The sequence below is a fragment of the Brachybacterium saurashtrense genome (assembly GCF_003355475.1).
Taxonomy (GTDB): domain Bacteria; phylum Actinomycetota; class Actinomycetes; order Actinomycetales; family Dermabacteraceae; genus Brachybacterium; species Brachybacterium saurashtrense.
In genome coordinates, this window is sequence record NZ_CP031356.1 from 1,031,673 (window position 1) to 1,045,100 (window position 13,428).

11 protein-coding genes are annotated in these 13,428 nt (G+C 74.7%); 8 read left to right on the forward strand and 3 right to left on the reverse strand.

Translation table 11 applies throughout. The features are described 5' to 3' along the window. Window positions 1–2: 2 nt before the first annotated feature. Complete coding sequence (locus DWV08_RS04700) at window positions 3–2,459, reverse strand: DNA gyrase/topoisomerase IV subunit A (protein ID WP_162801499.1); 2,457 nt, start codon at window positions 2,457–2,459, stop codon at window positions 3–5. A gap of 102 nt (window positions 2,460–2,561) precedes the next feature. Here DWV08_RS04700 and DWV08_RS04705 point away from each other — a divergent pair, with 102 nt between their 5' ends. Genes DWV08_RS04705 through DWV08_RS04715 form a run of 3 tightly spaced genes read left to right on the forward strand, consistent with a single transcriptional unit; the run spans window position 2,562 to window position 7,051 of the window. Continuing rightward, entirely contained in the window at window positions 2,562–5,276 is a 2,715-nt protein-coding gene (locus tag DWV08_RS04705) for a bifunctional acetate--CoA ligase family protein/GNAT family N-acetyltransferase (RefSeq protein WP_115412731.1), read from the forward strand. 36 nt (window positions 5,277–5,312) lie between these two features. After that, complete coding sequence (locus DWV08_RS04710) at window positions 5,313–5,888, forward strand: DUF5998 family protein (protein ID WP_115412732.1); 576 nt, start codon at window positions 5,313–5,315, stop codon at window positions 5,886–5,888. A 32-nt stretch (window positions 5,889–5,920) separates the two neighbouring features. Further along, window positions 5,921–7,051, forward strand: coding sequence for an alkaline phosphatase family protein (locus DWV08_RS04715; protein ID WP_115412733.1), 1,131 nt, complete (start codon window positions 5,921–5,923; stop codon window positions 7,049–7,051). A 34-nt stretch (window positions 7,052–7,085) separates the two neighbouring features. Here the strand turns inward: DWV08_RS04715 and sepH are convergent, their stop codons facing one another. Next, on the reverse strand, window positions 7,086–8,315 hold the full coding sequence (sepH, locus tag DWV08_RS04720; RefSeq protein ID WP_115412734.1) for a septation protein SepH: 1,230 nt from the start codon (window positions 8,313–8,315) through the stop codon (window positions 7,086–7,088). A gap of 283 nt (window positions 8,316–8,598) precedes the next feature. Between sepH and DWV08_RS04725 the strand changes: the two genes are divergently transcribed. Continuing rightward, entirely contained in the window at window positions 8,599–8,901 is a 303-nt protein-coding gene (locus DWV08_RS04725; protein WP_115412735.1) for a DUF4193 domain-containing protein, read from the forward strand. A gap of 85 nt (window positions 8,902–8,986) precedes the next feature. On the opposite strand, the gene DWV08_RS04730 is transcribed toward DWV08_RS04725, so the two are convergent. Continuing rightward, window positions 8,987–9,544, reverse strand: a complete 558-nt coding sequence (locus DWV08_RS04730) for a DUF3093 domain-containing protein (RefSeq protein WP_115412736.1) — start codon at window positions 9,542–9,544, stop codon at window positions 8,987–8,989. A 97-nt stretch (window positions 9,545–9,641) separates the two neighbouring features. Here DWV08_RS04730 and dut point away from each other — a divergent pair, with 97 nt between their 5' ends. The 4 genes from dut to DWV08_RS04750 all read left to right on the forward strand — a co-directional run bounded on the left by dut (window position 9,642) and on the right by DWV08_RS04750 (window position 13,174). Further along, window positions 9,642–10,181: a dUTP diphosphatase gene (gene dut / locus DWV08_RS04735; RefSeq protein ID WP_115412737.1), complete on the forward strand. Its 540-nt coding sequence runs from the start codon at window positions 9,642–9,644 to the stop codon at window positions 10,179–10,181. Continuing rightward, window positions 10,178–10,987 carry a DUF3710 domain-containing protein gene (locus DWV08_RS04740; RefSeq protein WP_241237400.1) on the forward strand — a complete coding sequence of 270 codons (810 nt, stop codon included), beginning with the start codon at window positions 10,178–10,180 and terminating at the stop codon, window positions 10,985–10,987. Before dut ends, DWV08_RS04740 begins: the two co-directional genes overlap by 4 nt. Continuing rightward, window positions 10,984–11,691: a DUF3159 domain-containing protein gene (locus DWV08_RS04745; protein WP_115412739.1), complete on the forward strand. Its 708-nt coding sequence runs from the start codon at window positions 10,984–10,986 to the stop codon at window positions 11,689–11,691. The genes DWV08_RS04740 and DWV08_RS04745 overlap by 4 nt, the downstream gene beginning before the upstream one ends. A gap of 160 nt (window positions 11,692–11,851) precedes the next feature. Next, a complete protein-coding gene (locus DWV08_RS04750) occupies window positions 11,852–13,174 on the forward strand; it encodes a class I SAM-dependent RNA methyltransferase (RefSeq protein ID WP_115412740.1) in 1,323 nt (440 codons plus the stop codon). Window positions 13,175–13,428 lie beyond the last annotated feature (254 nt).

Consider the following 13,428-nt stretch of genomic DNA (forward strand, 5'->3'; position numbering starts at 1 on the left):
CCTCAGCCCACCGCGGCGATCGGCACCGAGACCGGGATGCCCGAGCCGTCGCGTCGGCCGGTGGGCTCCGGGAGGTCGATCGGCTGGCCCGCCTCGGAGGAGGCGCGCGCCGGATGCGGCACCACCCACGCGCCGATGAGGACGTCCTCGCCGCGCAGGAAGCGGTGGCACCGCATCCCCGCGGTGGCCCGTCCCTTGGCGGGGAACTCGGTGAGCGCGCTGACCTTGAGGGAGCCCGTCTGCAGCAGCGGCAGCGTGCTGGAGCTGCCGGCCACGGTGACCACGTCCGCCGCGGCGGTCACGTCGATCGTCCCGAAGGAGAGCACCCGTGCCCCGGCGGAGAGCTTGATCCCCGCCACGCCGCCCGCGGCGCGGCCCTGCGGCCGGATCCCGGAGGAGGGGAAGTGCAGCAGCTGGGCGTCGGAGGTGACGAACACGAGGTCGAGGTCGGCGTCGTCCTCGAGGTCCACCACGCCCACCACGGCGTCGCCGTCCTTCAGCGAGATGATCTCGAAGCCGTCGGAGCGGGGGAAGTCCAGCTGCACGCGCTTGACCACGCCCTGGCGCGTGCCCAGGGCGATCGCGCCGCCGCGGGCGATGTCCGCCTCGGCCACCCGCACCAGGCCCAGGGTGCGCTCCTCCCGCTCCAGCTCCAGGAGGTCGTCCACCCGGGTGCCGCCGGCCAGCGAGGGCGAACCCGCCGTCGGGGCGAGGGAGGGGAGGTCCACCACCGGCAGGCGCAGCACTCTGCCGCGGTCGGTCACCACCCCGATCTCGGAGCGCGTGGTGCTGCGCACCGTGGAGACGATGACGTCGTGCGCTCCGCGCTGCCCCTCCCGGGGGATCGGCTCCTCGCCCGCGACGCGGGCGATCAGGCCGGTGCCCGTCATGAGCACGGCGCACGGCTCGTCCGCCACCTCGAGGGACGCTCCCGCCACGGCCACGGGCTTCTCCGCGGCCTCCAGCAGCACCGTGCGGCGCGCGTCGCCGTGCTCGGCGGCGACCGTCGCCAGCTCCTCGGAGACCAGGGAGCGCAGCACCGACTGCGAGCCCAGGATCTCCTCGAGCTGCTCGATCTCGCGTCGCAGATCGTCCCGCTCCGCCTCCAGGTCGATCTGGGAGAACTTGGTCAGCCGGCGCAGGCGCAGCTCGAGGATGTACTCCGCCTGCACCTCCGTGAGGTCGAAGACCTGCATCAGGCGGGTGCGCGCCGTCTCGGCGTCGTCGCTGCTGCGCACGATCTGGATCACCTCGTCGATGTCCACGATCGCCAGCAGCAGCCCCTCCACCAGGTGCAGCCGCGCCCTGCGCTTGCCGAGCCGGTGCTCGGTGCGGCGGCGCACCACCGTGAGGCGGTGCTCGACGAACACCTCGAGCATCTGCTTGAGGCCCAGGGTGCGCGGCTGCCCGTCCACCAGGGCCACGTTGTTGATCCCGAAGGACTCCTCCAGCGGCGTGTGCTTGTAGAGCTGCTCCAGCACCGCCTCGGGATCGAAGCCGGACTTCACCGTGAGCACCAGGCGCATCCCGTGATGACGGTCGGTGAGGTCCTGGTAGTCGGTGATGCCCTGCACCTTCTTGGACTGCACCGCGTCGCGGAGCTTCTCCGCGAGCCTCTCGGGGCCCACCTGGTACGGCAGCTCCGTCACCACGATGCCCTTGCGTCGGGAGGTGACGTTCTCGATCCGCGTGGTGGCGCGCATCTTGAACGAGCCCCGGCCCGTGCGGTACGCGTCTCGCACACCGGCCAGGCCCACGATCCGGCCCCCGGTGGGGAGGTCCGGGCCCGGCACGAAGCGCATCAGCTCCTCGAGCTCCGCCTCCGGGTGGTCGATCAGGTGGCGCGCCGCGCCGACCGTCTCCACCAGATTGTGGGGTGCCATGTTCGTGGCCATGCCCACGGCGATGCCGGAGGCGCCGTTCACCAACAGGTTCGGGTACTGCGCGGGTAGCACCTCTGGCTGGAGGAACTGGTTGTCGTAGTTCGGGATCATGTCCACGACGTCCTCGTCCAGCGAGTCCGTCATGAGCAGCGCCGCCTTCGCCGGGCGCGCCTCGGTGTACCGGGGGGCGGCGGGGCCGTTGTCGAGCGAGCCGAAGTTGCCGTGACCGTCCACCAGCGGCATGCGCATGTTGAAGGGCTGCGCCATGCGCACCAGCGCGTCGTAGATCGCGGTGTCGCCGTGGGGGTGGAGCTTGCCCATCACCTCGCCCACCACGCGCTGGCTCTTCACGTGGCCCTTGTCCGGGCGCAGTCCCATCTCCGCCATCATGAACAGGATGCGGCGCTGCACCGGCTTAAGGCCGTCCCGCGCATCGGGGAGCGCGCGCGAGTAGATCACCGAGTAGGCGTACTCGAGGAAGGACGCCTCCATCTCACTGGTGACGTCGATGTCGACGATGGTCTCCTCGACGGGGGCGTCACCGGTGGGCGGGGTGGTGCTGCGTGAACGGGCCATGCAGGACATCATGGCGCATGACCGGCCACGATCCCGGGACCCGGGCGTGGTGAGGGGACGTGAATCCCGTCAAAGCGGCCACGGCGAGGATAGGATCCCGGCATGGCGGACAGACTCGACGCACTGCGCTCCCTGCGTCGTCGAGCCCGCGGCGACGAGGAGACCGGCCCCGGCTACCCGGCCCACTGGGAGGCGGACATCGCCCTGCGCGACGGCTCCGCCGCGCACCTGCGCCCGATCCTCCCCAGCGATGCCGAGGCGCTGCAGGACTTCCATCAGCGTCAGTCCGAGCACTCCCGGTACCTGCGGTTCTTCGCCCCCATGCCGCGCCTCTCCTCCCGTGACCTCACCCGCTTCACCCACGTGGACCATATGGACAGGGTCGCGTTCGTGGTCCTGGCGGGGCAGGAGATCATCGCGGTGGGACGGTACGACCGGGTGGAGCCGCACACCGCCGAGGTGGCGTTCAACGTCTCGGACTCCCGGCAGGGGACAGGTCTCGCCTCCGTGCTGCTCGAGCATCTCGCGGCCGCCGCCCGCGAGCGCGACATCAACCGCTTCACGGCCGAGGTGCTGCCCCAGAACACCAAGATGATCAAGGTCTTCTCCGACACCGGCTTCGACGTGGATCGCACGCTCGACGACGGCGTGGTGATGGTGTCCTTCCGGATCGACCCCACCGCCCGCTCCCTCGAGGTGATGGCCGAGCGGGAGCACCGTGCGGAGGCCCGCGCCATGGAGCGCCTGCTGCATCCCCGGTCGGTGCTGCTGATCGGGGTCTCCTCCCGCGCGGACTCCACCGGCGGCCGGTTCCTCTCCGCCCTCGAGGGCTCCGGGTACACCGGCACCGTGCACCTGGTGGCGCGCGACGCGCTCGAGCTGCGCGGCCACCGCACCTGGGCCCGCATCGGGGACGTGCCCGGCACCGTGGACCTCGCGGTGATCGCCCTGCGCCCGGAGGCGTGCCTGGAGGCGATCGACGAGTGCGCCGCCATCGGGGTGCGCAGCGTGGTGATCCCCACCGAGGGGTTCTCCGACAGCGATCGTGGCCGCCGCCTCCAGCGGGAGCTGGTGGCGCGCGCCCGGCTGCACGGGATGCGCCTGCTGGGTCCCGGCTCCCTCGGCGTGCTGCGCACCGGCACGGACCCGCTCAGCCTCTCCCTCGCGCCGCGGATGCCGCGCCCGGGACCGGTGGCGCTCGCCGGCCAGTCCAGCGCACTCTCGGCGATGCTGCTGGCGGGAACGGACTCCCGGGGCCTGGGCGTGCACGAGTTCGTGGGAGTGGGCAATCGGGCGGACGTCTCCCTCAACGACACCCTCCAGCACTGGGAGGACGACGAGCAGGTGGGCGTGATCGGCCTGGCCCTGGAGTCGATGGGGAACCCGCGGAAGTTCCATCGCATCGCCCGCCGCCTCACCCGCACCACCCCGCTGATCGTGCTGCGCCCCCCGGGCAGCGAGTCCCATCGACCGCCCGGCCACGACGTGCGCACCTCGACCCTGCCGCGGCGCGCCCTCGACCAGGTGCTGGAATCCGCGGGCGTGGTGCAGACCACGGGCGTAGACCATCTGCTGGACGTGGTCGACGCGATCGGGAGGCAGGGCCTGCCGCTGGGACGACGGGTGGGGCTGCTCTCGAACACGGGAGCGCTCGGTGCCTCCCTGCGCGGGGCGGCCGATCAGGCGGGCCTGCACGTGGTGGCTGACAACCGCAGCGTCCCGCTGGCGGCGGACCCGCGGCTGATCCAGCGAGGCTTCACCTCGATGGCGGCCCTCGGCGAGGTGGATCTGGTGGTGGCCGGGATCCTGGATCCGCTCACCGGCAGCGCCGTGGAGGTGCTGCGCCAGATGGCGGTGGTGGCACGCCACTCGGAGGTGGTGCTGCTGGTGTGCCTGGTCACCTCCGCCGAGCGGGCCGCCGAGGTGCAGGAGGCGGTGCGCACCGACCCCTCGCTGCCGCCCGTGCACGCGACCCCCTACGCCGTGGCCCGCGCGGCCTCGGGCATGATGGCGGCCGCCCTGCGCCCGGAGGCCGACGACGAGGAGCCCGCCCAACGCGAGGACGTGGACCGCGCCGCCGCCCGCGCCGTGGTGGAGCGGTGGCGCGAGGCCGGCGCGGCCCCGGGCCGAGCGCTGCCCGCGGCCGAGGCCCGCGCCCTGCTCGGCGCCTACGGCATCGCCCAGCTGGAAGCGCGCTCCTTCGCGGAGGTGGAGGAGGCCGTCGAGCACGCGGCCCGGATCGGCTACCCGGTGGCGCTGAAGAGCACCGATCCGGTGCTGCGACACCGGGCGGATCTCGGCGGCGTGCGCCTGGACATCCCCGACGAGGTGCAGCTGCGCCACGCCGTGGAGGGGATGCGGCGCGACCTGTCCTTCTCCAGCGCGCCGTTGGAGGTGCAGGCGATGGCCCCTGCCGGGGTGCCGATGGTGGTGCGCAGCGTCGAGGACCCCTCCCTGGGGCCGGTGGTGTCGCTGTCCGTCGCGGGGGACGCGACCGACCTGCTGGACGACATCGCCTATGCGATCCCGCCGTTCAGCGAGACCGGCGCCGCGCGGCTCGTGGACGCCCCGGCCTCCGCGGTGAAGCTGCGCGGGACCCGCGGACTGCCGCCCGCGGACCGCGGCGCGCTCGCCGATCTCGTGGTCCGCATCGGGCTGCTCGCCGAGGACCTCCCCGAGCTCGCCTCGCTCGAGCTCTACCCGGTGCTGGTCGCCCAGCAGGGGACCACGGTGGTCGGCGCGCGGGCGCTCCTGGCCCCGGCGCCCAACCGCACCGACAGTCCGCGCCGTGCGCTCTCCGGCCCGGCGGCGGGGTGAGACCCCGCCCTCCGTCGCGCATGGGACAATGCCCAGATGACCGCCGCACTCCCCGCTGACCTGCTCACGGACCTCGAGACCGCCGGGTACTTCCCCCAGACCGCGGCCCAGAGCCTGTTGCGCTCGCTGCGCAGCGCCCGACCGGTCGCGCACCTGGTCAGGCCGGAGACCACCTTCGACGGCCCAGAGGTGCGTCGTCACCTCACCGTCGTGGTCCTCACCCCGTCGCACCTGCTGGTCACCCATCTCGACGACGATCCGGCCGACGCCCTGAACCCGAGCCAGGTGGTCTCCACCACCGAGCGCATCCGGCTGCAGCGCATCACCGCCACAGGGCTGTCACAGGTCTACGACACCGACGGCCAGGGAAGCCCCGGCACGGAGGCGGAGATCACCCTGGGCATCAGCTGGGACGGCAGTCGCCGCGTCGACCTGGAGCGCGCGGTCTGCGAGGACCCGAACTGCCAGCTCGACCACGGGTACACGGGCACCCTGGCGCCCTCGGACCTCGCGCTGCGCGTCTCCGCGCTCGCCGACGGCGCCGGCGCGGTGGATGCCGCGCTCGCCTTCCACGACCGCCTCGTGGACGCGCTCGACGCGCTGGGCGTCTGAGCGCGTCCCGCGCACGCTCCGCCGCGCCCCCGATGAGCACCGCCACGGCCGTCTGGCCCCCGGACCTGCTGCCGCCGCCGTTCGCCGACGGCGCGCGTCCCGCCCTGCTGGACGTGCTGCCGCCGCTGCTCGAGAACCCTGCACCCGGCCGTGACGTGGTGGTGCTGCTGGACGGGGTCGGTGCGGATCTGCTCGCCGAGCACCGCGCCCTCACCCCCACGCTGCGCCGGCTCGAGGCGGAGATCGCGCGGGTGCGCACCGTCGCGCCCTCCACCACCTCGAGCGCTATGGTGTCCCTGCACACCGGCCGGCCGCCGCTCGAGCACGGGGTGCTCGGGCATCTCACCCGCGACCCGCGCAGCGGCCGCGCCCTGAACCAGCTCACCGGCGCGCCGGAGATCGACCCGAAGCAGTGGATGCCCCTGCCTACCCCGGTGGAGGTCGGCGGGCGCCGTGCGGTGCAGGTCGCGCCCGCCAAGCACGCCGGCTCCCATCTCAGCGGCGTGGCCTTCCGCGGCTGGGACTTCCTCGCCCACGGGCGCGGCGACCGGGTGGAGGCGGTGCGCACCGCCCTCCACCGCGCAGGACCGGAGGGGTTGGTGCACCTGCACGTCGACGACGTGGACCACGCCGGCCACCGCCACGGGATCGACTCCGAGCCCTGGCGCACCGCGCTCGCGGAGGTGGACGCGCTGCTCGGCACGCTGCTGCGGCGCCTGCCGCGCGGGACCCGGCTCCACGTCACCGCCGATCACGGCATGGTGGACACCGCCCCCGAGCGCACTGTCGATCTCGCCGCGCATCCGCGCCTGCTGCGCCTGGTCGAGGAGGTGGCGGGGGAGCCGCGGGCGCTCGCGCTGCACGCCGTGCCGGGCGACGGGGCCGCGGAGGAGCTCGCCGAGGGGCTCGAGGCGCTGCTGGCCGAGCGGGCTCTCGTGCTGCGCCGCGACGAGGTGCTGCGCTGCGGTCTGCTGGGGCCTGCGGGCTCCGCCGTCGAGGAGAGGGTGGCGCGGCGGCTGCCGGACGTGCTGGTGCTGGCCCGGGGCGGATGGAGCGTCGAGGACTGCTCGCGACGCCGCGCGGACGCCCACCCGATGATCGGCGTGCACGGCTCGCTCACCGCCGCGGAGGCCTGGGTGCCGCTGCTGCGAATCGCCGTCTGACGGACGGGAGCGCGCGGCGCGGGCGGGAGCCCGATCAGTCGTGCTTCGACCCGAAGACGATCTCGTCCCAGCTCGGCATCGAGGCCCGCTTGGAGCGAGGCCGGGGCTTCTTCTCCGGCGCCGGGGCCGGGGCGTCCTCCTCCGACGACGAGGACCGCTCCTCCTCGTCGAAGCCCGGCAGCGGGGTGAGGTCCACGGTGTCCTGGGCGGCGGGCGTCGGGGCGTCCTCCGGGACCTCCGCGGGATCGTCCTGGGGGGTCGCCGGTGCGGTGTCCTCCTCCGCGGGCCACGCCGTCGCCTCGCGCTCCTCCGCGTCGTCGTCCTGCGTCGCCGCCCCGGTGGAGTGCTCGAGCGCCGCCTCCTGGTCGGGGCCGGTCAGCGTGCCGTCCTGCGGTGCCTGCCCGGGCTCCGGCACGGCGTCGGCCGAGGTCTCGGTCTCCTCCGTCGCGGCGTCCTCGAGCCCGGACCAGACGGTCGCGGGGCCCTCCTGCCGCGGCACGGGGCGCAGCCCGCGGCGGGCGTTGAGCGCGTCGAGCTCGTCCTCGTCGATGGTCGAGGGGTGGGAATCGGCGGCCGGGCGGCGCGGGGTCCAGGTCCGGGCGCGCGAGGACGGCGTGGGGGAGCCGTCGAGGGAGCCGTCGGCCTCGAGGTCGTAGACGGCGGACTTGACCGCCTGGAGGCGGCCGCGCCCGCGGGACGGCTCCGGCGGGGCGTCCTCGTCGCTGATCCAGCGCGCTTCGTCGTCCACGGGGGAGACGGAGCGGTTGTCGATGTCGGCCACCCAGTGCGCCTGGCGCGTGCGCCCGCCCGCGGAGAAGGTCAGCTCGAGCGTCCAGGTGCCGTCCTGACGGCGCCAGGCGTCCCAGGCGGTGTCGCCGGTCGCCTCGCGGGCGGCCAGGCGCTCGGTGACCACGTCCAGGAGGGCGGGGCCGCCGCGCCCCACGGGGAACGTGCGGGCGCGCTGGGCGGTCCATTCGCGCTCGGCGAGCACGGGGCCCTCGTACCGGCGCACGTGCTCGAGCGGGATGTCGGAGGCCTCGGCGATGTCCTCCGCGCTGCGGCCGGAGCGGAGCATCGCCTGGATCTCGCGGGGGCGCAGCGGTGCGGCGTCCGCCGCCTGGATCATGTTCAGGGCCGGACGATCCGAGCGCACGGCCGCGCGCAGCGCCCGGTCGATGCGCAGCGTGTACCGCTCTCCGTCGGAATCCACCAGGAGCACGTGCTCGCCGTCATCGTGGATCCCGTCGAGTTCGAGCTCGCGCATGGTCGTCCTCTCCGTCGGAGCGTGATCGCTGGGGTGCAGCATGTCCAGCCCTGCGACCTTATCGTGCCCGGGCCGCGTCCTCCCTGTGCGGAGCGGGTGCGCCGCGGCGTGTTGCCGCCGCGTGCCCCTCCATGTTGTGGGCACGCGGACCCTCTGCAATAATGCCGCCGCATTCAGCGTTGACACCCGAGCCGCCCGGCGCGGCTCGCGACGGCTCACCGGCGCGGACATGCCCCAGAACCCCCGGTCGGACTCTCCGACGACAACCAGGAACGGACCGTAGATGGCCACTGATTACGATGCCCCGCGCAAGAACGACGACGACTCGAACGACGACTCCATCGAGGAGCTGCAGGGGCGCCGGAACGAGGCGGCCACCCCTGCCGTCGACGAGGACGAGGCCGAGGCCGCGGACTCCTACGAGCTGCCGGGCGCCGACCTCTCCGGCGAGGAGCTGTCGGTGCGGGTGCTGCCTCGCCAGGCGGACGAGTTCACCTGCGCGAGCTGCTTCCTCGTGAAGCACCGCAGCCAGATCGACCACGTCGAGGGCACTCTCATCATCTGCAAGGAGTGCGCCGCGGCCTGACCGCGTCCCGCCTCCCCACGCGCGGCGCCGCACCTCCGGGTGCGGCGCCGTCTCGCGTCCCGGGCCGGCCGCGGACCCGGGGCCGTCAGCGCTCGGACGGCTCCTCGGCGTCGGTGCCCGGGCCACGGGAGGCGGCCTGCTGCGCGGTGCGCAGGGCGAGGGCGAGGTCCTCAGGGTGACGGGTCGAGGCGACCCAGGCCGTGGTGGGATCGTCCTCGTCCAGCACCTCCACCCGCAGGCCCGTGCGGGTCCAGCCGCGCACGCAGTGATGGGCCAGGGGCTCGAAGTCCTGCCCGATGGTGAGCGCCCACTGCGCGGGGGCCAGGGCCACGGGCTCGCCCAGCTGCTGCACGGAGATCTGCGCCCGCCCCATCCGGAACCGTCCCCCGGAGACCTCGAGCACGGGCGAGTACAGCAGCACCAGCACCAGGGCCCCGCCGATCGCGAGCACCGAGACCACCAGCGCGACCACGGGCTGCAGCGGCACCAGGATCAGACCCAGCGCCGCGCCGATCGCGACGGCGGCGATCCACACCCCGGGGCCGGGCAGCACCCGCTCGCGGTGCAGCGGGGTCGCTGCACCACCCCGCGGCGACGGGGGCGTGGACGGGGACTCGGCGGCGGAGCGGGCGGCGGCAGGCATGCCGCCATGCTCTCACGCACCGGCTGGGCGCTCGCGGCGACGGCGGCACCGGCGGGCTGCTGGGTGCGTGGCGTCCGGGACGCCGTAGTCTGGGGCCATGCCTGTCGATTCAGCTGACCCCCGGACGGAGGGCGGCGGGCCCGTCCCGGCCTCCGACGTCCCCGTGCTGCGGCTCCGCCGCCGTGCCCAGGTGCCGATGCCGCACCGCGCCCATCCCGACGACGCCGGTCTCGACCTGGCCAGCGCCGAGGAGCTGGTGATCCCCGCCGGCGGGAGGGCGCTGGTGGACACCGGCCTCGCCGTCGCGCTGCCGCCCGGCACCGTGGGGATGGTCTGCCCCCGCTCGGGCCTCGCCGCCCGGCACGGCGTGACCGTGCTCAACGGCCCGGGCATCGTGGACGCCGGCTACCGGGGCCCGGTGAAGGTGGCGCTGCACAACACCGACCCGACCGAGCCGTTCGCGCTCGGCGTGGGGGATCGCATCGCCCAGCTCGTGGTGGTGCCGTTCCTCGCCCCGCCGCTGGTGGAGGTCGAGGACCTCGAGGAGACGGCGCGCGCGGGGTCGGGCTTCGGCTCCAGCGGCGGTTTCGGCACCGCGAGCGCCACGACGGCCGCCGACGAGACCACGGAGGGATGACGATGGGACTGTTCTCCCGCAGGAAGACGACCGAGCCCGCGCAGGTCGAGGGCCTTGACGCCCTGGACCGCGAGGAGGCCGAGGGACCCGACGACCCCACCGGCGCCGCACAGGACGACACCGAGGGCGAGGCGGCGGGGCAGGAGCCGGAGGGCCGCTCCGCGCCGGGCTCCGAGGCCGACGCCGCCGCGCGCGGGGAGCATCTCGAGGCCGGCCCGTACGACGAGTCCGAGGCCCCGGAGGAGGACCGCATCGACCTGGGCGGCCTGCAGGTGCCCACCGTCGACGGGATGGAGCTGCGGATGGAGGTGGACCAGCGCAGCGGTGCCGTCACCGGCGCGAACCTCGTGATCGGCGGCTCCTCCCTGCAGGTCCAGGCGTTCGCTGCGCCGAAGTCGCGGGGCCTGTGGGAGGACGTGCGCTCCTCGCTGCGCGACTCGGTGGTCAAGCAGGGCGGCACCGCGGAGACGCGGCCGGGCGTGTTCGGCACCGAGCTGATCACGCGCCTGCCGGTCAAGCGCGCCGACGGCCGCACGGCCTACCGGCCGGCGCGGTTCATCGGCGTGGACGGCTCACGCTGGTTCCTGCGCGGGATCCTCACCGGCAAGGCCCTGGCCGATCCCGAGCAGTCCCGCCGCTTCGAGACCCTCCTCTCGCGCCTGGTGGTGGTGCGCGGCACCGGCGCGATGGCGCCGCAGGAGCTGATCCCGCTGCACCTGCCCGGCGAGCGTCCGGGGCTCGAGCAGATCCGTTCCGCCCCGCTGGACCCGCTGGCCCGCGGCCCCGAGATCACCGAGGTCGGATGAGCACCGCCCCGCCCCCGCAGGAGGAGCCGACGACAGCGCCCGAGCCCGCCCCCGGCGACGCCCCCGGCACGGCGCGCGAGGGGCTCGGCGCGGTGTTGCAGGACGAGGAGTTCTCCGTGCGCGACGCGATCGGCGGACCGCGCGGGATCCTCGAGTCCGTGCTGCCCACGCTGCTCTTCGTGGTGCTCTTCGTCGCCATCCGCTCGGTGCTGATCGCGGGCGTCGCGGCGACCGCGGCGGTGGCGGTGTTCGTCGTCGCGCGGCTGCTGCAGCGACAGAGCGTCGGCACGGCGATGGGCGGGCTGGTCGCCGCCGCCCTCGGCGCCGTGCTCGCGATCCGCTCCGGCGAGGGCACGGACTTCTACTGGCCCGGGATCGTCACCAACGCGGTCTCGCTGCTGGTGCTGGTGCTCTCGCTCGCGCTGCGGCGCCCGCTGCTCGGCGTGGTGGTGGCCCTGCTGGACCCGCGGGTGCGGGACTGGGCGCAGGATTCGGCCTCGCGGCGGGTGTACACCCGGGCCACCCTGCTGTTCGCCGGGCTCTACGCCGCCAAGCTCGCCGTGCAGCTCCCGCTCCTGCTCACCGGGCAGGTGGCCGCCCTCGGCGCGGCCAAGATCGCGATGGGACTGCCCGCCTTCGCCGTGATCGCGTACCTGGTCTGGCTGATGCACCGGAGCCTGCTGGCCCGGCGCGGCCTGCGCTGAGCCGCCGCACCGCCGGAGGACGGGGTGCGTGCGCCAGCGCCGTCCGCTGGATGAGACAATGCCCGGGACGGCTCCCCGGGCGTCCGCGCGCCCCGGGATCCGCGCCCAGTACGAGCAGCCACGGTCCGCGTCCCCGACCCGGACGGGAAGTGAGTGTGTGATGACGCCGGAAGCCGACCGTCTCCCGACCGGCCCCGCCCTCGGTGACCGCCTCCTGACCCTCACGGCCGGGCCGCCGGCCGCCGGCGGCACCTTCGTGGCCCGGCACGAGGGCCGTGTGGTGTTCGTGCGCGGCACCGCGCCGGGGGAGACCGTGACCGCGCGGCTGCTCGAGGACCCGCAGGAGCAGGCCTCCGCCCGCTTCTGGCGGGCCGAGGCGCTGGACGTGCTCGAGGCCGGCGTGGATCGCGTGCCCACCGTCTGGGACGAGGCCGGGGTGGACGGCGTGGGCGGCGCGGAGTGGGCGCACATCGCCCTGCCCGCGCAGCGCCGCATCGCCAGCGAGGTGATGCAGGATCTGCTGCGCCGCGCCGGTGTGACCAGCTACCCCACCGAGCAGGTGCAGGTCGAGCCCGCACCCCACGATGCCGACGGTCTCGGGTGGCGCACCCGGGTGCGCTACGCGGTGGACGCCGAGGGGCACGTGGGCATGCGTGGATGGCGCTCGCACGAGGTGCGCCCGGTGGGCGAGGACCCGCTCTCCGCACGGGCCGTGCGGGAGCTGCGGCTGGGGGAGTGGACCGCCCCCGCGGGGACCGAGGCGATCGACGCCGTCGCCCCCTCGGCCGGACCGGCCTCGGTGGTGCTGATTGGGCGGGATCTGGACCCGGACGCCGTGGTGATCCCGGAGAGCTGGGGCGAGGCCGACGTGGCGGTGCGCACCGGGCGCGGCATGGTGCCGCTGCGCGGCGACGGGACCGTGCACGAGCGCGTGGGCGAGCGGCTGTTCACCGTCGCCGCGACCGGGTTCTGGCAGTCCCACCGCCGCGCCGCGGAGCTCCTCACCGAGGTGGTGGAGGCGACGCTGCGCGCCCCCCACGGCGGCAGCGCCTGGGACCTGTACGGCGGGGTGGGACTGTTCGCCGCGGTGGCCGCGGCGCAGGTGGGGTCGCAGGGGACGGTGGTCTCCGTCGAGGGCAACCGGCGGGCCTCGCAGCACGCCGAGGAGAACCTCGCGGATCTGCCGCAGGCCTCCACCGCCACCGCCGACGTCACCGACTGGGTGCGGGCGCGCCGCGGGGGCGTGGACGCGGTGGTGCTGGATCCGCCCCGCAGCGGGGCCGGCCCCGAGCTGATGGAGCTGCTCGCGAACGCGGTGCGTCAGCGGATCGTGTACGTCTCCTGCGAGCCCTCGACCCTCGCCCGGGACCTCTCGGCGATCGAGAAGAAGGGCTGGCGCGTGGTGGACCTGCGCGCCTTCGACCTCTTCCCCCACACCCACCACATCGAGTCCGTCGCCGTCCTCGAGCCCACCCCGGGCTGAGCGCGAGGCGCGCCGCGCCACGGTGCCCGCCCTGCCCGGCGCGGGCCCGTACGCGCTCGGGCCCGTGCATGCTCCGGGGCGCGGCACGGTCCGCGGGACCGCGCGCGCACGCCCGGCGGGGACACGCGGGCAGATCACCTGACGCGATGTCAGCTCCAAGGCCCGGGGCGTGCTACCATTTATCTTGACGTCAAGATAACTGCCGGATCGACCCGGCGACCTCCCGCTCCCCGCCCGCACCTCGCGGCGCGGTC